Annotated in this window: 22 protein-coding genes and 1 other annotated feature; of the genes, 20 read left to right on the forward strand and 2 right to left on the reverse strand. The window is 55.1% G+C overall.

Annotation, left to right across the window (positions count from 1 at the left end; genetic code table 11):
• The first annotated feature begins 57 nt into the window (after positions 1 to 57).
• From DESHY_RS10335 to DESHY_RS10350, 4 genes are all read left to right on the forward strand, one after another.
• The gene (locus tag DESHY_RS10335) at positions 58 to 435 is read left to right on the forward strand and encodes a prepilin-type N-terminal cleavage/methylation domain-containing protein (protein ID WP_008412563.1); all 378 of its coding nucleotides are present in this window, start codon (positions 58 to 60) and stop codon (positions 433 to 435) included.
• Between the two features lie 169 nt (positions 436 to 604).
• Positions 605 to 2,251 (forward strand): prepilin-type N-terminal cleavage/methylation domain-containing protein, encoded by a 1,647-nt coding sequence (locus tag DESHY_RS10340; RefSeq protein WP_008412565.1) that lies wholly within the window; start codon positions 605 to 607, stop codon positions 2,249 to 2,251.
• A 24-nt stretch (positions 2,252 to 2,275) separates the two neighbouring features.
• A complete protein-coding gene (locus tag DESHY_RS10345; protein ID WP_008412567.1) occupies positions 2,276 to 2,893 on the forward strand; it encodes a PulJ/GspJ family protein in 618 nt (205 codons plus the stop codon).
• Between the two features lie 27 nt (positions 2,894 to 2,920).
• Positions 2,921 to 4,300 (forward strand): pilus assembly PilX N-terminal domain-containing protein, encoded by a 1,380-nt coding sequence (locus DESHY_RS10350; protein WP_008412569.1) that lies wholly within the window; start codon positions 2,921 to 2,923, stop codon positions 4,298 to 4,300.
• Between the two features lie 15 nt (positions 4,301 to 4,315).
• Here DESHY_RS10350 and DESHY_RS10355 read toward each other — a convergent pair whose 3' ends face one another.
• On the reverse strand, positions 4,316 to 5,482 hold the full coding sequence (locus tag DESHY_RS10355; protein ID WP_143147745.1) for a PQQ-binding-like beta-propeller repeat protein: 1,167 nt from the start codon (positions 5,480 to 5,482) through the stop codon (positions 4,316 to 4,318).
• A 248-nt stretch (positions 5,483 to 5,730) separates the two neighbouring features.
• Between DESHY_RS10355 and DESHY_RS10360 the strand changes: the two genes are divergently transcribed.
• Together DESHY_RS10360 and DESHY_RS10365 are read left to right on the forward strand one after the other, a co-directional pair.
• Positions 5,731 to 6,480: a prepilin peptidase gene (locus DESHY_RS10360; RefSeq protein WP_008412577.1), complete on the forward strand. Its 750-nt coding sequence runs from the start codon at positions 5,731 to 5,733 to the stop codon at positions 6,478 to 6,480.
• Between the two features lie 134 nt (positions 6,481 to 6,614).
• A complete protein-coding gene (locus DESHY_RS10365) occupies positions 6,615 to 6,827 on the forward strand; it encodes a sporulation peptidase YabG (RefSeq protein ID WP_011877409.1) in 213 nt (70 codons plus the stop codon).
• Here the strand turns inward: DESHY_RS10365 and DESHY_RS14055 are convergent.
• Positions 6,824 to 6,976, reverse strand: coding sequence for a hypothetical protein (locus DESHY_RS14055; RefSeq protein WP_160162497.1), 153 nt, complete (start codon positions 6,974 to 6,976; stop codon positions 6,824 to 6,826). The genes DESHY_RS10365 and DESHY_RS14055 overlap by 4 nt on opposite strands.
• Before the next feature lie 27 nt (positions 6,977 to 7,003).
• Here DESHY_RS14055 and DESHY_RS10370 point away from each other — a divergent pair, with 27 nt between their 5' ends.
• From DESHY_RS10370 to spoIIIAF, 14 genes are all read left to right on the forward strand, one after another.
• On the forward strand, positions 7,004 to 8,395 hold the full coding sequence (locus DESHY_RS10370; protein ID WP_235695573.1) for a TldD/PmbA family protein: 1,392 nt from the start codon (positions 7,004 to 7,006) through the stop codon (positions 8,393 to 8,395).
• Positions 8,396 to 8,572: 177 nt separating this feature from the next.
• The gene (aroQ, locus tag DESHY_RS10375; protein WP_008412584.1) at positions 8,573 to 9,028 is read left to right on the forward strand and encodes a type II 3-dehydroquinate dehydratase; all 456 of its coding nucleotides are present in this window, start codon (positions 8,573 to 8,575) and stop codon (positions 9,026 to 9,028) included.
• Complete coding sequence (locus tag DESHY_RS10380) at positions 9,025 to 10,098, forward strand: M24 family metallopeptidase (protein ID WP_008412585.1); 1,074 nt, start codon at positions 9,025 to 9,027, stop codon at positions 10,096 to 10,098. Before aroQ ends, DESHY_RS10380 begins: the two co-directional genes overlap by 4 nt.
• Positions 10,099 to 10,121: 23 nt before the next feature.
• The gene (gene efp, locus DESHY_RS10385) at positions 10,122 to 10,679 is read left to right on the forward strand and encodes an elongation factor P (protein WP_048818074.1); all 558 of its coding nucleotides are present in this window, start codon (positions 10,122 to 10,124) and stop codon (positions 10,677 to 10,679) included.
• 82 nt (positions 10,680 to 10,761) lie between these two features.
• Positions 10,762 to 11,202, forward strand: coding sequence for a CD1247 N-terminal domain-containing protein (locus DESHY_RS10390; RefSeq protein WP_008412587.1), 441 nt, complete (start codon positions 10,762 to 10,764; stop codon positions 11,200 to 11,202).
• Between the two features lie 66 nt (positions 11,203 to 11,268).
• Positions 11,269 to 11,528: a binding site (T-box leader), on the forward strand.
• 162 nt (positions 11,529 to 11,690) lie between these two features.
• The gene (gene aroF, locus DESHY_RS10395; RefSeq protein WP_008412588.1) at positions 11,691 to 12,719 is read left to right on the forward strand and encodes a 3-deoxy-7-phosphoheptulonate synthase; all 1,029 of its coding nucleotides are present in this window, start codon (positions 11,691 to 11,693) and stop codon (positions 12,717 to 12,719) included.
• Positions 12,716 to 13,858, forward strand: a complete 1,143-nt coding sequence (gene pheA / locus DESHY_RS10400) for a prephenate dehydratase (RefSeq protein ID WP_008412589.1) — start codon at positions 12,716 to 12,718, stop codon at positions 13,856 to 13,858. The genes aroF and pheA overlap by 4 nt, the downstream gene beginning before the upstream one ends.
• Before the next feature lie 190 nt (positions 13,859 to 14,048).
• Positions 14,049 to 15,743 (forward strand): FAD-dependent oxidoreductase, encoded by a 1,695-nt coding sequence (locus tag DESHY_RS10405; protein WP_008412590.1) that lies wholly within the window; start codon positions 14,049 to 14,051, stop codon positions 15,741 to 15,743.
• Positions 15,744 to 15,862: 119 nt separating this feature from the next.
• Entirely contained in the window at positions 15,863 to 16,876 is a 1,014-nt protein-coding gene (gene spoIIIAA / locus DESHY_RS10410) for a stage III sporulation protein AA (protein ID WP_008412591.1), read from the forward strand.
• Positions 16,870 to 17,388, forward strand: a complete 519-nt coding sequence (gene spoIIIAB / locus DESHY_RS10415) for a stage III sporulation protein SpoIIIAB (protein ID WP_008412592.1) — start codon at positions 16,870 to 16,872, stop codon at positions 17,386 to 17,388. Before spoIIIAA ends, spoIIIAB begins: the two co-directional genes overlap by 7 nt.
• Positions 17,389 to 17,404: 16 nt before the next feature.
• Positions 17,405 to 17,605 carry a stage III sporulation protein AC gene (gene spoIIIAC, locus DESHY_RS10420; RefSeq protein WP_008412593.1) on the forward strand — a complete coding sequence of 67 codons (201 nt, stop codon included), beginning with the start codon at positions 17,405 to 17,407 and terminating at the stop codon, positions 17,603 to 17,605.
• A 92-nt stretch (positions 17,606 to 17,697) separates the two neighbouring features.
• Positions 17,698 to 18,084, forward strand: coding sequence for a stage III sporulation protein AD (gene spoIIIAD, locus DESHY_RS10425; protein ID WP_008412594.1), 387 nt, complete (start codon positions 17,698 to 17,700; stop codon positions 18,082 to 18,084).
• 13 nt (positions 18,085 to 18,097) lie between these two features.
• Positions 18,098 to 19,267, forward strand: coding sequence for a stage III sporulation protein AE (gene spoIIIAE, locus DESHY_RS10430; protein ID WP_048818075.1), 1,170 nt, complete (start codon positions 18,098 to 18,100; stop codon positions 19,265 to 19,267).
• Positions 19,268 to 19,276: 9 nt separating this feature from the next.
• Positions 19,277 to 19,921, forward strand: a complete 645-nt coding sequence (gene spoIIIAF, locus DESHY_RS10435) for a stage III sporulation protein AF (RefSeq protein ID WP_008412596.1) — start codon at positions 19,277 to 19,279, stop codon at positions 19,919 to 19,921.
• The last annotated feature ends 1 nt before the right edge of the window (position 19,922 follow it).

The raw sequence follows: 19,922 nt of genomic DNA on the forward strand, positions 1-19,922 counted from the left end.
GATTGCAAAAAGCGGTACTGTGATTTTATGTAAACTAAACGGAAAGGGGGTGAATTTATGTTCCGAAAACTGTGCGCCCTGCTCAAAAACCGCCGGGGCTTTACCCTGGTGGAATTAATGGTAGTGGTTGTCATCATCGGCATCCTGGTGGCCATTGCCGTGCCGGTATATAACAACTCTCAGGTTGCTGCACAACAAAGAGCTGTGGAGGCTAATCTAAGAACAATTGATGGTGCTATTGCTCAATATCAAGCAAACAACAATGGAGCTAACCCTGCTAACATAAATGCTTTGGTAGGAACTTACTTGCAAGGGTTGCCAGAGGGGCCGGCGGGAGCTGTATACTCTATTGGCGGTACGCCTCTTAGAGCGCAAGTGACTGTTACCATTAATGGAACGACTTATACCAATGCATCATTGCCAATCACTTGGTAATAAAGCGACAATAACAATAACTAACATAGTGACAGTAGCTGTAGGGCTAAACAATAACTTTTTTATCCATTGCCACAACGTCACATTCGCCGGGGGAGTGCTGATTGCGCACTCCCCCGGTGAATAATGCGTTGCAGAATTGCAGAATAGCAGCAAAGGAGGCGAGCGGGTGAGGTTGCTGACCAATCAACTGCCAAACCGGCAGGGTTTTACCCTGGTGGAACTGCTGGTGGCCATCACCGTTTTGCTGGTGTTTGTCCTGGCTTATATGCCCCTGTCCACCTTTATTGCCCAGGGTTCCCAGGCCAACCGGGCCCGCCTGACCGCCGGCAACCTGGCTGACAACATGATTGAGGAAATTCGCAGCCGTTCCTATAACGAGGTGGGGGTGCAGGGCGGCAACCCGGCCGGCGACATACCGCCCGTGCAAACCGTCACGCTGGACGGCATTACTTATACCGTTCAAACCTGGATCAACTGGGTGGATGACCCGGCCGGCACCGGCAGCTGCACAGGCAGCGGCCTGCCTTACGATTACAAGCTGGTCAGGGTGGTTGTGACCGCCCAGGGCTTTTTTAACAACGGGGCCGCTGTCCGGGCGGCCGCCCAGACCCTGGTGGCCCGGGAAGGGGAGCAGGTGTTACTGCCCGGCGGCAATATCAGGGCCTGTGTCGTCCGGGGCTGGCGGACGGATGCCGCTGCCCCGGATGTACCGGTCGAAAGCGTAACGGTGGAGCTTACGGCGGGGCCCGACGCGCCCCAAACCCTCTGGACCACCCGCTACGGCGGCGCTGTTTTTGCCGGCCTCAAGCCCGGCACCTACGCCGTGGAAGTGCGGCCTTACAGCCTGGGCATGATACCGCAGCCCGACCAGGCTGCCTGGCAGGCCCAGGTGGCAGAAGGCAGCACCGCAGCCAACAAGTTTGAGGTGGAATACCCGGCCCGCCTGCGTCTCAAGCTGGAAGACCTGGACCACCACCCGGTGACCGGCTTGGCCGGGCAGATGCTTCTGCATCTTGATGCCCCTTACGGGGCTGATATTGATAAAGTGCTGACCGCCGGCCAGCTGCAGGCAGACGGCCGGCTGCCGGACGATTTGCTGCCCCCTCTCTGGCCGGTGGGCAGCGGTTACCCCGGGCGATACCAACTGGCAGTAACCCCCGACGAGGCCGCCGGCTACTTGTTCTCCCGGGTGGTTGAGCGGTCCCACGACGGCGAAAAAGACTGGGATGGGGGTTTTGCCGGGCCGGGAACGGAGAAACAGCTGGTTATTTACCTGGCAGCCATCCCGTCGCCCCCCGGGGATGCCGGGCAGGCCGCTGCCATCGGCTGGTTTAACGGCAACAGCCATGTATTGGAAAACATCACCGACAGGTATCCCCGCAACCCCGGCGAACCGCTGCTGCCGGTAATTTTTCAGCCGGCCAATAACCAATCCCTGATAAAAACCACCGCCAACCAGCAGCCGGATTTTACCGCTTCAGCCATGTTCTGGCAACAGGATTTGGAGATTGCCGGCCGGTCCCGGCTCACCCTGCGCAGCCGGCAGATTGTTTTTAAGGGCAAAGTGGTGCTGGAGGAGCAAAACAACCACCCGACCGGCGAATTATTATTGTCGGTGCCCCGGGAAGAGGCAGCCGGCGGGGAAACAGGCGGCCTGCCTGGACCAAACTACGGCGAGGTGTATTTTGTCAAGGGTGTCTGGCGGGGCGACCAACAAATTGTTGAACCCGGCGCCTATTACTGGCCGGACGGCTTCCGCCTGCCTGCGGATTACGGTAAAACACCGGCGCAGGGCGGCTTAATCAGGCGCTGACCGGCCCCAAGAGGGTGAAAGCATATGCCGTACAGCAAGTTTATGGGCTGCTGCCTTAAAAAGTTGATGAACAACCGGGGTTTTTCCCTGGTGGAATTAATTATCGGGCTGGCCCTGCTCAGCCTTGTGTTGGCTGCCGCTTACCAGTTTTATTTTTTCAGCCAGCGCAGCTGGCAGCGGGCCGAGGCGGAAGCCGGCACCCTCCAGGCGGCCCGCCTGGCGGTCATGCAGCTGGCCAGGGAAATCCGCAGCGCCCGCAAGGCCACCGCCAACCTGGCTGCCGTCTATATTGCCGAAGGTGTTACGCCTGCCGGCAGCCAGCTGGATATTTATACGGATGTTAACAATGACGGCAAACCCGAACGGGTTTGCTACCGCCTGCAAAACGGTGCCCTGCAGCGGGGGGTGGCGCTGCGCCAGAGCCGGCAGCCGGATGCCTTTCCCTATACCTACGGCAGCCCGGCAACCTGGCAGACGGTGGTGGCCGGGGTGGCCAACACCGCCGACCAGCCGGTTTTTTCCCTTAAAGAAGACTATCCCAATGTGGTACAGATAAATTTAATCATCAACGCCGAGGGTTTAAGCAAACCGGTGACTGTCAAGAGCAACCTGGTTATCCGCAGCCGGGCGGCGGCGGACTGATACTGCTGCAGCAAAGGGGTGAAATAAATGGCTGTATGGCGGGATGAGAGAGGTATCGCCTTACCTGTGGTGCTGGTGTTTATCACTGTCTTTACCCTGCTCGGTTTTACCGCCGCTTATCTGGTAACCGGCCAGACTACCCTGGGCAGCCGTTATGCCGGCAGCCGGGACGCCCTGCACTATGCCGAGGCGGGCTGTCAAAACTACCTCTGGCACCTCAACGAAGGCACCCCCGGTAATGTTGAGTTTGATAAGGATATCAAGTTTGCCGACGGCTGGTACCGGCTGCAGTTAATAAGTACCGGCCAGCAGACGGTTACCCTGCGGGCCACCGGCTGGCCGGCCGCCGACCCCACCAACAAGCGGACCATTGAAACCCGCTTCCGGAAGCGGCAGTTTAACCAGCATGTGTATTTATCCCACAATGACGGTTCCAATATCTGGTGGGGGGACGGCGAAAAGTGCTACGGGCCCCTGCACACCAACACCGACCTGCGCATTCAGGGCAGGCCTGTCTTTTACGGCAAGGTTACCTACAGCAACCGGTTGATTAAGGGTACTAGATACAACCCTGATTTCCGGGCAGGCCCGCCCCAAAAGGTAGCCGGCCTGGTGTTCCCCGCCAGCAACAACCAGCTCAAGCTTTTAGCCAGACAGGGCGGCTATTACTACGAGGGGCGCACCAGCATAATGCTGCTGGGCAGCGGCCAGCTGGTCAGCCGCAATGCCAAGCGGGCCGGGGATGACGGGAAATTGGGCAGCCCGGAAACCCGGCCGCTGCCGGCCAACGGGGTCATTTATGTGGACGGCACCACCGGCAATGACCAGTACAGCAATGACAAGTTTGACCTCTCCCGGGGCAATGTCTTTGTTTCCGGTACTTTAAAAGGGCAGTTAACCATCGGGGCGGCCAACGACATTTACATTACCGGCAAAGACCCCACCAATTATGATTACAGCAAGGCAACCGCCACCGGCGGGGTGCGCTATGCCGCCACCACCTTTACCCCGGTTTACCAGAACGGCGAACAGGTGGGCTGGACGGTCAGCGGGGATGATATGCTGGGTCTGGTGGCCAACAATAATGTGTGGATTTTAGGGCGGTACTGGTTTACCGGCAGTGTTCAGGATGTAGCACCCTATGACATGGCCATACAAGGGGTGGTATTTGCCATTAATAAAGGTTTCGGTTATGAAACCTATGATTGGTACGATAAAGGCACCATCAACCTGATCGGTTCCTTAATCCAGTACAAACGCTTGCCGGTTGGTTTGATCGGCCAGAGCGGCTACAGCAAAAATTATTCCTTCGACCCGCGCATGAATTACCAGACGCCGCCGCATTTTTTGGAGCCCAGCGAAGCGGGCTGGGAAGTGGATTACTGGCAGGAGACGGCCAATCCCTGAGCCAACCCGGCGCAATTATTGCGGCACATTAATTTTGGCCAGGTATACCTGCACATCATTGTTGTTATTGCCCAGCCAGGTTAATAAATCGGCCCACCAGCCCACAACCAGGCAACCGCCGTCAGGGGTGGAGCACACTGCAAATCTTTCGTCAAATTTGCTGCCTGGCACGGTTTTCTCCCCCAGCTTGCCGCCCTCCTTATCGGTTTCTACCAGGTACAGGTGGCAGCCCTGCTTGTCGCCGGCAAGCGTCCAACCGGCCAGCAGATACCCCCGGCGGGTAGCTTGCACATGCCTGCCGACAGCCCAGCCGTTGCCATGATAGGATTTTTCCCACTGCACCTGACCCTGGCTGTCCAGCTTAATTAAACAGGCAGCCGGTATGCCGTCCGGGCAGATTTGGCCCGCCAGGATAAAACCGCCGTCCTCGGTTGTTTCCAGCCGGCTGACGCCGCCGCCGCTGCCGCAGGTTTTTTCCCACAGTTTACGGCCTGTGGGGTCGGTTTTAATTAAGTAAATGTCGTAGTTACCCGTTCCCAGGGAGCAGGTGGTACCCGCCAGGAGATAGCCGCCGTCCGCCGTAGGCCGGACACAGGCAGCGGCGTCTGCCCTGGGGCCGCCAAAGGTTTGTTCCCATTGCAGTTTCCCGGCAGCATCGGTTTTAATTAAAAATGCATCTTGATTATCCGACCCGGCAGCAGTTGTTTCGCCGGCGATGATATAGCCGCCGTCGGCAGTTGGCCGGACACAACGGCCGGCCTGCTCGCCCGGGCCGCCGAGATTGCAGGACCACTGCATTTGGCCGGCAGCGTCGGTTTTCAGCAGGTACACGTCCTGATCCGTCCGCCAGGGGTTAGACTGGGTAACCCCGGTCAGGATGCAGCCGCCGTCATTCGTCGGGCAAAGGGCCAAAATCCGGTCGTCTTTGGCGCCGCCGTAAGTTTTCTGCCACTTTACCAGGCCGTTGGCATCCAATTTGGCCAGGTAAGCATCGTATTCCCCGGCGCCGTGCATATAGTAAGACAGTGATTCCCCGGCCACCAGGCAGCCATCGGCGGTTGCCACAGCCGTTAAGCCACGGTCAACCTGCCGGTAACCGAAGGTTTTTTCAAAGGCCGGCGACGGTGCGGCGGCCCAGGCCAAGGAGCAGCTGAGCAAGCCGCCCCAAATCGCCGCCAACACCCACCAAAACCAAAGGAACCCCTGTCTGCCGGGCCAACACCGGTGGACCTGGCTGCTATAGTTTAACCCATCTTGGCTGTTATTGTTGAGCAAACGGTTCACCCTCTAACTGATTTATTAAAGATATTATATCAAAAATTTACCAGGTTTCTTGCATCAGGCCGGCACGAGCAATAAATTTTTGCTCAGGGGCCGCAGGTAAGTGTTTTTGCGGGTTAGCCGGAAAATTAAAGGATTGAGGCAGGTTTATGGAAATATATGTTCTTTGGTTCATCCTGGGATTAATTACAGGCAGTTTTTTAAACGTGTGTATAGTCCGGGTGCCCCTGGGCCGGTCGGTAGTTACCACACCGTCCCACTGTTTTTCTTGCGGCACCAGGTTAAGGCCCCGGGACTTAATTCCCCTGGTCGGTTTTCTTTTGCTGCAAGGCCAATGCCGCTACTGCGGGGCAGGCATTGCCTGGCATTACCCCCTGGTTGAGCTGGCCGGCGGCTTGTTGTTCACGGGCACCCTGTATTACTGGGGGCTGTCCTGGCGGGCCGCTGCCATGCTGGTGTTTTTTTCCCTGCTGCTGGTTGTTGCCGTGATCGACCTGCAGCACCAAATTATTCCGGACGGCATCCTGCTGGCCGGCGCCTTGCTGGGTATGCCCTTTTTATACCTGCAAGGCCCGGCGCTGCTGAAAGACGGTATGGCAGGTTTGCTGGCCGCCGGCCTGTTTATGCTGGCCCTTGCCCTGCTGGCCCAGGGGGGGATGGGGGGCGGCGATATCAAATTGGCTGCCGTCATGGGACTGTTCCTGGGCGTAAAGCAGGTGGCAGTGGCCCTGCTGATAGCCTTTTTACTGGGGGGCACCGCCGGCCTGGTATTGCTGGCCACCGGCCGCAAAGGCAGGAAAGATCCCATTCCCTTTGGGCCTTTTTTAGCCCTGGGCTCCCTTATAGCGGCGGTGGCAGGAGAGCGGCTGGCAGCCTGGTATATTAATTTGCTCTCGTAAGATATCGGCAAAGAACCTTGCTAAAAAGAATTCGTGGCCAGACACACCTGACAGCCGGACGTCATATGTTAATGTAGAAAACGGCAGAGGACTCATGAGTTTTTTGTTTAGAACAGGCGTCTAGGGGGTCGTGGCTGGTGAAAATAGGTGATATCGTAACCAGAAAAATTTATGGGGAAGACATGCAGTTTTGTGTTTTGGGCTTTTATACTAACCAGAGAACCGGTGAAAAGGTTGCTATATTGGCTTTGTTGGATCCAAACCTGATTGTGGAAGCGTCTGTGCAGGAATTAAATCCCGTCTCAGCCAGAAAACTCTTCGCTTTAACCCAAAACTTTGTGCATTAAGCCAACCGTTCCAGGCCGCCCGGCAGGCGGCTCAGAGTGTCGACAAACATCATCTTTGATATTGTTTCGCAGCCTTTGTCTACAGTCTGGGCCGCCCGGCAGGGGCGGCTTCGTTTTTTATGAAGGCAAAGTTTTGTTAACTGAATCACCCTGCCCCCGGAAGGAATATTTTGTCTGTGAGAGAACAATACTTATGGTGTAAGAAAGGAGATGCTGTTTCCTTGGATAATCACAACTATCTAACCATTGCCGAAAACGCTGTGCAAAAAGCCAAAGCCGCCGGGGCGGCCCTGGCCGAGGCTTACCTGTTGAGCAGTAAAGAACTGCTGATAGAAGTGCGCCGGCAAGAAGTGGAAACCATGAAACTGGCGGCAGATCGTGGTTTGGGGCTGCGCATCATCAACCATGGGCGGGTGGGTTTTGCCTATACCACCGAGCTTAACGAAAGCGGTCTGGCCCGGGTGGTGAGCCAGGCCCTGGCCAACAGCGCCATTGCCGAGCCGGACCAATTCTATACGTTGCCGGAAATAACAGGCACCTATCCGGAGCTGGCAATTTACGACCCGGCCATTCGCGCAGCCACCGTTGAGCACAAAATAGACCTGGCCCTGGCCATGGAAAGGGCGGCCAAAGCCTTTGATGCAAGGATAAAAGTCATCGAGAGTGCCGCTTATCAGGACGCCGAGGTTGCTGTCAGCGTGGTAAATTCTTTAGGTTTACAAGCATGGTACAAAAGTGCCTATTGCGGTCTCTACCTGTCCCTGGTGGCGGGAGAAGGAGAGGACAGCCAGACCGGCTTTGCCATGAAATACAGCCTGCAGTTGGCCGACCTGGATCCCGCCTTCATTGGGCGGCAGGCTGCGGAGCGGGCGGTTCGCATGCTGGGCGCCAAACCGGTTAATTCCCAGCGGGCCACGGTGGTGCTGGATCCCTATGTGGCGGCCGGTTTCCTGGGGTTGCTGGCCCCCGCCCTGTCGGGGGAAGCAGTGCAAAAGGGACGTTCCCTGTTTGCGGGCAAAGTGGGACAAAAGGTGGCCAGCCCGCCGGTCACCGTCGTAGACGACGGGCGGCTGCCCGGCGGCATTGCTGCCGCTCCCTTTGACGGGGAAGGGGTGCCGACAGCCGAAACCGTCCTGATCAAAGACGGCGTGCTGCAGGGTTTCCTGCACAACACCTATACCGCCGCCAGGGAAGGTGTCCGCTCCACCGGCAACGGTGTGCGGGGCTCCTTTAAAAGCACCCCGGAGGTGGGAACCACCAACTTCTTTATCCGGCCGGGCCAGGTCAGCAGTGAGCAAATTATTAAAGATGTTGAACGGGGCCTGTATGTTACCGAAGTGCTTGGCATGCACACCGCCAACCCCATTTCCGGCGATTTTTCACTGGGGGCGGCCGGCCTTTGGATTGAAAACGGCCAATTTACCAGGCCGGTGCGCGGCGTAGCCATTGCCGGCAACATTATGGATTTGCTTGGTTCGGTTGACGCTGTAGGCAATGACCTGGAGTTTTTTGGCGGCAAAGGCTCCCCCACCCTGCGCATTGCCTCTATGGCTTTAAGCGGCAGTTAATAAAATACCAAGAACCCGGGCAACCAGGTAAACAGCCTGTAAAACTTTTGCCGGTGCCCGGGTTTTCTTGTGCAACTCATCTCAGCAAGCCCCTTTCCAAAGAGGTATTAAATATGGTAAAATGTGTGTCGGTAATGCGGCTCCGGCATGTTGGCCGGATCTGGGGAGAAGATAAATATGCAGGTTTTGGTTTTGCACGGTCCTAACCTCAACCGGTTGGGTAAAAGAGAACCGGCGGTTTACGGCACGGTCACGCTGGAACAAATAAATTCCCAGTTGGCAAAACTGGCCCAAGAGTTAGGCGTGACGGTGGCATGCTTTCAGTCCAACCACGAGGGAGAACTAATCGATAAACTGCAGGCAGCTGCCGAAATTATGGATGCAGTGGTGTTTAATCCGGGCGCCTATACCCACTACAGCATTGCCCTGCGGGATGCGGTGGCTTCCCTGGAGATTCCGGTGGTGGAGGTGCATTTATCCAACATCCATGCCCGGGAGACTTTCCGCAGCCGGTCGGTTATTGCGCCGGTGGCGGCCGGTCAAATCAGCGGCTTCGGCCCGGCCAGTTACCTGCTGGGGCTGCGGGCGGCGGTTGCCCTGGCCCAATCAAACTCCGGGAGGAAACCAAGTTGAAAACACGTTTGGCTAAGCTGCGCCGGCTGATGGCCCAAAGGGAGATTACCTATTTGATGGTTACCAAACCGGAAAACCGTTTGTATCTCAGCGGCTTTACCGGTACCGCCGGCATCTTGTTAATCGGCCCGGACACAGCAGATTTTTTTACGGATTTCCGGTATATCGAACAGGTTAAACAGCAAAGCCCGCATTTTCGGGCGGTTAAGGTTGACCAGGGATCACCCTTTGAGGCGGTTGCCGAAGTATTAAGGCAGTATAAAAGTGATAAGCTATTTTTTGAAGACGAGCATTTGACGGTTAAACAATACCACCGGCTAAAAGAACACCTGGGGCAGATTAACCCGGTGCCGGCGGGCGATTTGGCAGAAGAACTGCGAATGGTTAAAGACCAACAGGAAATCGGCATCATCCGCCGTGCCATGGAAATAGGCGACCGAGCCTTTGCGCATATATTAAACTATATTAAACCCGGCGTTGCCGAACGGGAGCTGGCCTGTGAACTGGAGTTTTTTATGCGCCGGCAGGGGGCGTCAGGCGCCGCCTTTGCCACCATTGTCGCTTCGGGGCCGCGCTCTGCCTTGCCCCACGGCGTGGCCGGCGACCGGCGGCTGCAGCCCGGCGATTTTATAACCATGGACTTCGGTGCGGTTTACCAGGGCTATCATTCGGATATGACCCGCACTGTTGTGCTGGGTGAGCCGGATGAAAAACAGCAGGAAATATACAACATTGTACTGGCGGCCCAACTGGCCGGTCTGGCAGCCGTCCGCCCGGGGGTTAAGGCCAGGGAGGTAGACGAGGCGGCCCGGCAAGTAATTGAGCGGCGGGGCTACGGAGAATATTTCGGCCACGGCACCGGGCACGGGGTCGGGCTGGCCATCCACGAAAACCCCCGGCTGGCCGCCAAAGATGAAACCGTGCTGCAGGCGGGCATGGTGGTGACGGTAGAACCAGGCATTTACCTGCCCGGCTGGGGCGGGGTGCGGATAGAAGACAGTGTGCTGGTAACAGATGAGGGTTGTGAGGTGTTAACTTCATCACCCAAACATGAGCTGTTAAAACTTTAACAATATTACAGGAGGCGATTTTGTTGATTTCCACCAGTGATTTCAGAACCGGTTTAACGGTCGAGGTTGATAACGATGTCTATCAAATTATTGAATTCCAGCATGTTAAACCCGGTAAAGGCGCTGCTTTTGTGCGCACCAAAATGAAAAACATGCGTACCGGAGCGGTAATTGAAAGAACCTTTAACCCCAACGAAAAATTAGCCCCGGCCAGAATTGAACGCCAGGAAGTGCAGTACCTCTATAATGACGGCGAAAACTACAATGTAATGAATATGGAAACCTTTGACCAGTTTACCATTTCCAAAGCAGATATGGGCGATGCCGTTAAATGGCTGAAGGAAAACATGACCCTCACGGTGGCCAGCTACAACGGGCAAATCATCGGTGTCGACCTGCCCAACGTAGTGGAACTGGAGGTAGTGGAAACCGCCCCCGGCATTAAAGGTGATACTGCTTCCGGCGGCGGCAAGCCGGCTACCTTGGAAACAGGCGCGGTGATCACCGTACCGTTCTTTGTTAACGTGGGCGATGTGCTGCAGGTGGATACCCGCACCGGCAGCTATGTCAAAAGGGTATAACTGCATAAGATGTTTAAAACCCCCTGGATTGCGGCATAATACTGTAGTGTTACTACGGTACCAAGTCAAAGGGGGTTTTTTGATGGACAGTTTAAAGTCAAAGGTGGCTTATTTGCAGGGGTTGGCAGACGGTATGGACTTACCGGCGGAAAGCAAAGAAGGTCGTTTGTTAAACGGCATTATTGATGTCTTGGAGGATTTCGCTGACCATCTGGAGGGTTTGGCAGAGGCCCAGGAACAGCTGGAGGACTATGTGGAGACCATTGATGAGGATCTTTACACGCTGGAGGAGGATTTAACCCAGAGCCAGGATGACGATTATGTGGAAGTTGATTGTCCCGGCTGCGGTGAAACCGTCATGTTCGATGCGGGTATTCTGGAAGACGATGATGTCGTTGAAGTCACCTGCCCCAACTGTGATGAAGTAGTGTTTGTTAACGACGACACCTATGCCAGCGCTGATGAAGCTGAACTGCTGGAGGGCCGGGAGGCAAACGGCAACGGCAAACAGCGGCGGGAATAAAAAAGTACAAGGATGCCCTTGCCAATCCGGGCAAGATTGTATAAAATAAATAACAAATTTTATACCCTAATGTCCATGAAGGAGAAAAGTAGGTCAGACCCAGTCTCACAGGGAGGAAACGTCAGCGACTGAGAGCGTTTCCAGTTATGGCTGATTGAAGTTCTCTCCGGAGATGCCGACTGAACTGACAGTAGGTTAGGCCGTAGTTCCCACGTTACAGGGAAGGGGGTATCGGACATTGTTCCCGTACTCTGCACAGAGGGGGTCTCGTTGAACGGGATCAACTAGGGTGGTAACGCGGTAGCCTTGAGCTTCTCGTCCCTAAAGGGATGAGAAGCTTTTTTATTGGCCTCCCTGTGTTTGTACGGGCAACCCGGTCCTGTATCCTGCTGAGGGGGCCTTTGGGCCAATAAGGGTGGTACCGCGGAAGTCTATGGCTTTCGTCCCTTAGTAGATTTAGCAATCTAAATTTTACGGAGGGATGATCAGTGGTAGTAGTAATGCAGCCTCAGGCAACTCAACAACATATTGCGGCTGTGGATGACCGGTTAACGGCGGAAGGTTTCCGCACTCAAGTAATTTACGGCGAAAAAAGAACTGTGGTAGCTGCTGTGGGTGACCGGCGGGTTATGGAAACCCTGGGGTTAGAAGCCCTGCCCGGTGTGGAAAAGGTGGTTCCCATTATGAAGCCCTTTAAACTGGCCAGCCGGGAAGTAAAAGAAGAAAACACCGTCATCCGGGTAAAAGGAGCTTCTGTTGGCGGTTCCGAACTGGCAGTTATTGCCGGACCCTGTGCGGTGGAAAGCCGGGAACAATTACTGGCAGCTGCCTGGGCAGTGCGAGCGGCCGGCGCCAAGTTTTTAAGGGGAGGGGCCTTCAAACCCCGCACCTCGCCTTACAGTTTCCAGGGCATGGAAGAACAGGGGTTAAAACTGCTGGCTGAAGCATCCGAACTGACCGGACTGGTGACGGTCAGTGAAGTAATAGATGAAGAAAGCCTGGCTATGGCCCTTGATTATATTGATATACTGCAAATCGGGGCCCGCAATATGCAAAACTTCCGCCTGTTAAAGGCAGCGGGCAAAAGCGGCAAACCCATCTTGTTGAAAAGGGGTCTTTCGGCCACAGTGGAAGAATGGCTGATGGCAGCCGAATATATAATGTCGGAAGGCAACCAGCAGGTTATTCTGTGCGAACGGGGCATTCGCACCTTTGAAACATATACCCGCAATACCCTGGATTTAAGCGCTGTGCCGCTGGTAATGGGTTTGAGCCACCTGCCGGTGGTGGTGGATCCCAGCCACGCCACCGGCAAGCGAGATTTGGTGCTGCCCATGGCCATGGCGGCTGTGGCGGCCGGTGCCGGCGGCCTGCTGGTGGAGATGCATCCGGAACCTGCCCGGGCTTTATGCGACGGCCAGCAATCCCTGTCACCCCGGGAATTTGCCCAACTCATGACAAAGTTAAAGCCGGTGGCCAAGGCCGTTGGCAAATCCCTCTGGGGGGTGGGGGCATGAATAAGATTGCCTATCTGGGGCCCCGGGGCACCTTTTCCGAACAGGCGGCGCAGGCTTATGCCGCCGCTCAGCCGGCGCAACCGGTTCCCTGTGCCACCTTGCAGGATGTTTGCCAGGGGGTGGCTGAGGGGCGCTATGCCCAGGGAGTGTTGCCCTTTGAAAACCTGCTGGAGGGCACGGTCAACCCGGTGCTGGATTTATTGTTGGAACTGCCCGGTTTGAAAATTCAGGCTGAGCTGCTGCTGCCGGTGGCCCATCATCTGCTGGTCAGGCCGGGCAGCAATTTTCGGGATATCCGGGCCGTGCTGTCCCATCCCCAGGCCCTGGCCCAGTGCCGTCGGTTTTTAGCCGATAACCTGCCGGCGGCCCAACTTATTCCGGTAGAAAGCACGGCCCGGGCGGCCGGCCAGGTGGCCGGCGGGGATAACACACTGGCGGCCGTTGCCACCGACGCCGCCGCCCAATATTACAACCTGACCGTCCTGGCCCCCAATATTCAAGACCGGTCTGATAACTGTACTCGTTTTGTGGTGGTGGGGCGGCAGGAGATACCCTGCCGGGGACCGTCCTGCAAGACCTCCCTGGCGGTATCCCTGCCTGACCGTCCCGGCTCCCTTTACAGTATTTTAAAAGAGTTTGCCTGGCGGGGTATTAACTTAACCCGCATTGAATCCCGCCCCGCCAGAACCAGCCTGGGTGAATATATCTTTTTAATAGAACTGGCAGGCCACCGGGCAGACCCGGACGTCAGCGAGGCCCTGGCCAATCTTGCTGACCAGGCCCGGCAAATCCGTTTGCTTGGCTGTTATCCGGCCTGCCGGCAGGAGCCCGGCGCGTCCCGGCAGCCGGCCGCAACCCTGGCAGAACTGCGGCAAGCCATTGATATTATTGACGGGCAGATTATTGCTTTACTGGGTCAAAGGGCCAGGCTGGTGACTGAGGTAGGCAAGCGAAAACCCGCCGGCGGGGCGGTGCGGGATCAGGCCAGAGAAGCCCAGGTACTGGCCCGGGTGCGCCGGTTGGCCCGGCACCATGGTTTTGCCGAACCCATGGCCGAAACCATTTACCGTACCCTGCTGGACCATTTTGTGGAATTGCAGACCGAACGGCAAACAGCCGGTTTGCCAAACCCCCATTAAGGTTGCCAAAATGATCACCGGGTGGTTTGATGGTCCCCTGCGGGATCATTGACCACCTAAAACCGGCAAGCCGGGTTTTAGTTCCTATACTAATGATTTTTGGCAATACGATGGTATGGCTATTGAATCTTTTCCAACGTTAGCGTTATAATGTTATTGTTGAAATTTTGCATAAACGGGGGTGGACTGTTTGTCCAACAAAAAAATTCTTATCATCGGCGGTGTGGCCGCAGGCCCCAAGACAGCAGCCAGGGCACGCCGCTTGGATCCGGAAGCGCAAATTACCATTCTGGAGAAAGGTAAATACATATCTTATGCCGGTTGCGGCATGCCTTTCTATCTGGCCGGCAAGATTCACGATTTTGACCACCTTTACTCTACCTCCTACGGGGTGAAACGGGATCCCGATTTCTTTAAATCGGAACGGGGTGTGGAAGTATTTACCGGTATGGAAGCCATTGCCATCGACAGGGACCGCAAGCAGGTCATTGCACGCCATGTTGATACCGGCGAAGAAAAGGTTTTTGATTATGATAAACTGGTGCTGGGCACCGGGTCTTATCCCATCACGCCTCCCATTGAAAACCTGGATTTAAAAGGTGTTTACCGGTTAAACCACCTGGAAGACGCCCAGTTGATTAAACAGGCCCTGGACGCCGGGGAAGTTAATGATGTGGTGGTTATCGGTTCCGGCTTTATCGGCATGGAGGCCGTTGATGCCATTTTCAGCCCGCGGCGCACCGTTACGGTGGTGGAATTTAAAGAAACCCTGCTGCCCGGCATTTTGGATCAGGATATGGGAAACCTGCTTTACAAGAGCCTGTATGAGCAGGGTTTAGAAGGCCGTTTTGGTGAGAAAGTGCTTAAACTGGAAGGCGAAGACGGCAGGGTGGCCAGAGTGATTACCGATAAGGGGGCCATTGATGCGGATGCCGTTATTTTAGCGGTGGGCGTGCGACCCAATGTGCAACTGGCTCAGGCCGCCGGGCTAACCATCGGAGAAACCGGTGCCATTGTAGTCAATGAATACATGCAGACCAGTGACCCGGATATTTATGCCTTGGGTGACTGCGTTGAGAATACCCATCTGCTGACCGGCAAGAAAGTATTCGCTCCCATGGCTACCTATGCCAACCGCCAGGGCCGTGTAGTGGGGGATAACGTGACCGGCGGGCAATCAACCTTTAAAGGTGTATTGGGTACCGGCGTACTGCATTGCCTGGGAATTAACGTGGCCCGCACCGGTTTGGGCGAAGCGCAAGCCCGTGCCCTGGGTTATGAGGTGGAAACAATTCGGGTGGCTACCTTTGACATGACCCACTACCATCCCAACAGCAATAAAATTTTATTAAAAATGATTGCTGATAAAAAGACCCGCCGCTTGCTGGGAATCCAGGGAATTGGCAAAGGGGAAGTGGCCAAGCGCATCGATGTGGCTGCAACCATGATTTACTATGGCGGCACCCTGGACGATTTGCTGAACATCGACCTTGGTTACTCACCGCCGTATAATACCCCCATTGATCCCATGGTGCATACCGGTATGGCGCTCAAGAACAAGCTGGAAGGAGTTGCCGTTACCTATACGCCGGCCGAAGTTAAAGAAAAGTTGGACCGGGGCGATGATTTTATCCTGTTGGATGTACGGACGGCACCCCAGTTTAACATGCGCCATATTGAAGACCCGCGGATTCAGCAGTTGGCCCTGGGCGAACTGCGGCAAAAACTGGATCAGGTACCCCGCGATAAAGAAATCGTTACCGTTTGCGTCATGGGCTCCCGGGCCTATGAAGCCTCCCGCATCCTGCAGGGTGCCGGATTTACCAATGTTAAGTTTATGGAAGCCGGCATGGAAGGCTGGCCCTACGATATGGATGAATTTTAAGTTAACCTGAGTTGCACCCTGACCCGTACCAAGGCGTACGGGTTTTTTTATTTGTCAACAAACTAATTGGTATAAATTGGCGGTGCAGTCATATGTATAAAACAGGGAGGGGACAAACTATGTCTGTCTTGCGATCATTGCCAACCCCGCACGCCCCAAAACACACCGCCCTGGATGAAGTATTAAACTTGCTGCCGCCGAACTTGCGGCAAATGCTCAGTGCGCTGCCGCCGGCCGTCAAAGACAGCGTTGAGGAAATCCGGATCCGGCAGGAGCGGCCTCTGATGCTGGGGCTGGCCCAGGGGGATTGTTTTGTTACCGATCAGGGGGTACCGGTTGCCGGAACGGCTGCTGCTTATACAGTAAGCGCCGCTGATGTAGCAAGAGTTACCCAACTGGTAAGCCGCAGTTCCCTGTATGCCCTGGAAGAAGAACTGCGCCACGGCTTTATCACCCTGCCGGGCGGTCATCGGGTGGGCATCACCGGCAAGGTACTTACAGACCAGGGGGTGGTACGGCATATTAAATACATTTCCGGTTTTAACTTGCGCATTTCGCGGGCCATTAAGGGAGTGGCAGACAGGGTATTGCCGTACCTTATTTCGCCCACGGGAAAATTTTATCACACGGTGCTGGTGTCGCCTCCCCGTTGCGGCAAAACCACCCTGTTAAGGGATCTGGTACGCCGGCTCAGTGAAGGAATACCGGAACTGGGTTGGCCGGGCAGCAACGTGGGGGTGGTGGACGAGCGCTCAGAAATTGCCGGCTGCTACCGGGGTATTCCCCAGCAGGATGTGGGGCCCCGTACAGATGTGCTGGACGCCTGTCCGAAAGCAGCGGGCATGATGATGCTGCTGAGGTCCATGGGACCGGCGGTAATTGCCACGGATGAAATCGGACGCCGGGAGGATGTGGCAGCCCTGGAAGAGGTTTTGCATGCCGGCGTCAAGGTTTTAACCACTGTGCACGGCGGTTCGCTGGCAGAACTGGCTGACCGCCCGGCCCTCCAATATTTATTTAAGATAAAAGCCATTGAACGTTTTGTCATCTTGGGACGCTCAAAGGGTGTGGGCACGGTGGAGGATATTATTGACGGCCGTACCATGAAGTCTCTGGGGGTGAAAGGATGTTGAAATTTATCGGGGCAGCGGCAGTGCTGTTATCCTGCACCTTGATGGGTCTGCTGGTAGCGGGCAGCTACAGCAGGCGGCCGGTGGAAATCAGGTGCCTGCTTAACGCCCTGCAGATGTTGGAAACAGAGGTAACTTACGGGGCGACGCCCCTGCCGGAAGCCCTGGCGGCAGTGGCAGAACGGTGCGATCCCCGGGTAGCCTTGTTATTTAACCGTGCCGCTCAGGAATTGCTCACCATGCGAGGCCTTACTGCCCGGGAAGCCTGGGAAGCAGCTTTGCGTGAATTTTATCCCGGATCAGCCCTCACCAACAGCGAGCGGGCGATCTTGCTGGAATTGGGGAACAGCCTGGGGATTTCCGACCGGTCAGACCAGGTCAAACACCTGGTGCTGGCTAAGGAACAACTAAAGCTGGAACAGGCTAAGGCGGAGGAAGCATCCCTGAAAAACAGCAAAGTATACAACTACCTGGGTTTTTTGGGAGGTTTAACCATCGTACTGATCCTGATATAGGAAAGGGGACAAAAGCATGGGGAATATTGATTTAATCTTCAAAATTGCCGGGGTGGGGCTGCTAACTGCTGTGTTAAGCACGCTGCTGAAAGAATATAAAAAAGACGATTATGCTGTATTGGCCACCCTGGGCGGCCTGGCGGTGGTTTTATTCTGGGTGGTGCAGCTGCTGGGCAGCTTGTTTGACCAGGTAAAATCGGTGTTTAAACTTTTTTAAGCCAGACAAGCAACAGGAAATGCAGTCAGGTGTAACCGGGGGCTGCTCACCGTTCAGCTCATTGCTCAATCTCGCAAGCGAGGTGCCGGAAAATGGATATCTTACAAATTGTCGGCCTTGGCCTGGTGGTTTGTGTCCTGGCTGTTATTTTACGCCAGCAAAAGCCGCCGATGGCCGCCTTGCTGACCATGACCGCCGGGGTCATCATTTTCTTGTTGATGATGCCCCAGATTGCCGGAGTATTCAACATTTTAAAGGACCTGGCCGCCCAGGCCAATATCAACATGGCTTATATGGGCACTATTTTAAAAATTGTCGGCATAGCTTACATTGCTGACTTCGGCTCGCAAATCTGCCGGGATGCCGGTGAGAGTGCCCTGGCCGCCAAGATAGAGTTTGCCGCTAAAATCATTGTACTGGTAATGGCGGTACCCATCATTGTTGCAGTATTACAGTCCCTGATCAAACTGGTACCTTAAGGTGGGGAGAAGGTTGCCCAAGATTATTTGTACCCTGTTGCTTTTATGTATGCTGCTGGCCCCGGGCCCGCTGCAGGCAGCCCCTGAACTGCCGGCCGTAAACCCGGCGGATCAACTGAATGAACTGGATACGGGCAAGCTGGAGGAATTTGTGCAGCATTTGAACACAGAAATTCAGGGAGCGGTACCGGAACTGAATTTTAAAGAACTGGTGGTTCAACTGCTGAAGGGAAATTTAAATTGGCAGGCTACAGATCTCCTGGCCGGCTTGTTTAAGTTGTTTTTTAAAGAAGTGGTTGCCAACGCCTCCCTGCTGGGGAAACTGGTGGTGCTGGCCGTGATCTGTGCGGTGCTGCAGAATTTAATGGCTTCCTTTGCCAAAGGCACCACCGGTCAATTAGCTTATGCGGTCAGTTATATGGCCTTGATCAGCCTGGCGGTGGGCAGTTTTGCCCTGGCGGTTAATACCGGCCGGGAAGCGGTAGATAATATGGTTCACTTTATGCAGGCCTTACTGCCTCTTTTGTTAACCCTGCTGGCAGCTATGGGCGGTATTGCCTCGACAGCCATTTTCCATCCGGTAATTTTTGGTTCTATTACCGCTATCAGCACAATTATTAAAACAATAGTGTTTCCTTTAATCTTTTTTTCCGCTGTATTAACCATACTGAGCAATTTATCGGAAAAATTTCAGGTGTCCCGCCTGGCGGATTTAATGAAAACGCTGGCGCTGGGGGTGCTGGGTTTATGTTCTACGGTTTTCCTGGGTCTTCTGGCCATCAAGGGAGTAGCCGGCTCAGTCACCGACGGGGTGGCCATACGGACGGCCAAATTTGCCACCGATGCTTTTATCCCGGTGGTGGGAGGCATGTTTTCAGACGCCCTGGATGCGGTGGTAGGTTCTTCATTATTAATAAAAAACGCCCTGGGTATGGCCGGAGTCATTATCATCTTTTTCTTAACAGCTTTACCAATGCTGAAAATTTTTGCGGTAGCCTTTGTGTATAAACTGGCAGGTGCCCTAATCCAACCGGTGGGCGATCAACAAATGGCTGAGTGTCTTACGGCCCTGGGTAAAAGTTTAATAACTGTTTTTGCGGCTGTGGCCACGGTGGGATTGTTATTCTTCTTTGCCCTTGCCATTGTGGTGGGCATGGGCGATTTGATGACCATGCTGCGCTAAGGAAGGGTGATGATCGGTTTGGAAATAATAAAAATGCTGGTGCAATCTTTAGTCATCATCATCGTGCTGGCAGTGTTTTTAGAGATGCTGCTGCCCGGCAGCCAGATGCACGCTTATGTAAAAATGGTCATGGGATTGCTGGTAATTGTGCTGGTGCTGGAAGCCGGGGCCAAACTGGTCAGGCAGGATTTTCAGTTGGCCTTGCCGGCCATCAGTCAAAGAACGGCACTTCCCTCAGCGGCCGGGATCATGGCTGAAGGACAAAAGCTGCGGGAACAACAAAAACAACTGGCGGCGGCTGAGTACCGGCAGGGTCTGGAGAAACAAGTATTGGCTTTGGCCCGCCTGCAAAACCGGCTGCATGTTACCGGGGTACAAGTAAAGATAAATCAGCAGGCGGGCAACCAGGATTTCGGCCGGTTAACAGGCATTGTGCTGGAAATTGACCGGTCTGCTGCGGAGGGCAAGACCGGGATCGCCGACATTGAGCCGGTTAAGGTAACTTGGGAAGCCAACAGCCAACCGGAAACCGCCCCCGGGGACGGTCTGGCCGGCAGCGAACAGGCCCGCCGGCTGGCTCAAACAGTGGCCAACTTTTACAATTTGCCGCTGGAGCAGGTACAGGTGGTAGAAAAAAGCCGGCAGGCTGACTGAT

It is taken from the genome of Desulforamulus hydrothermalis Lam5 = DSM 18033 (assembly GCF_000315365.1).
In the GTDB taxonomy this organism is placed as follows: domain Bacteria; phylum Bacillota; class Desulfotomaculia; order Desulfotomaculales; family Desulfotomaculaceae; genus Desulfotomaculum; species Desulfotomaculum hydrothermale.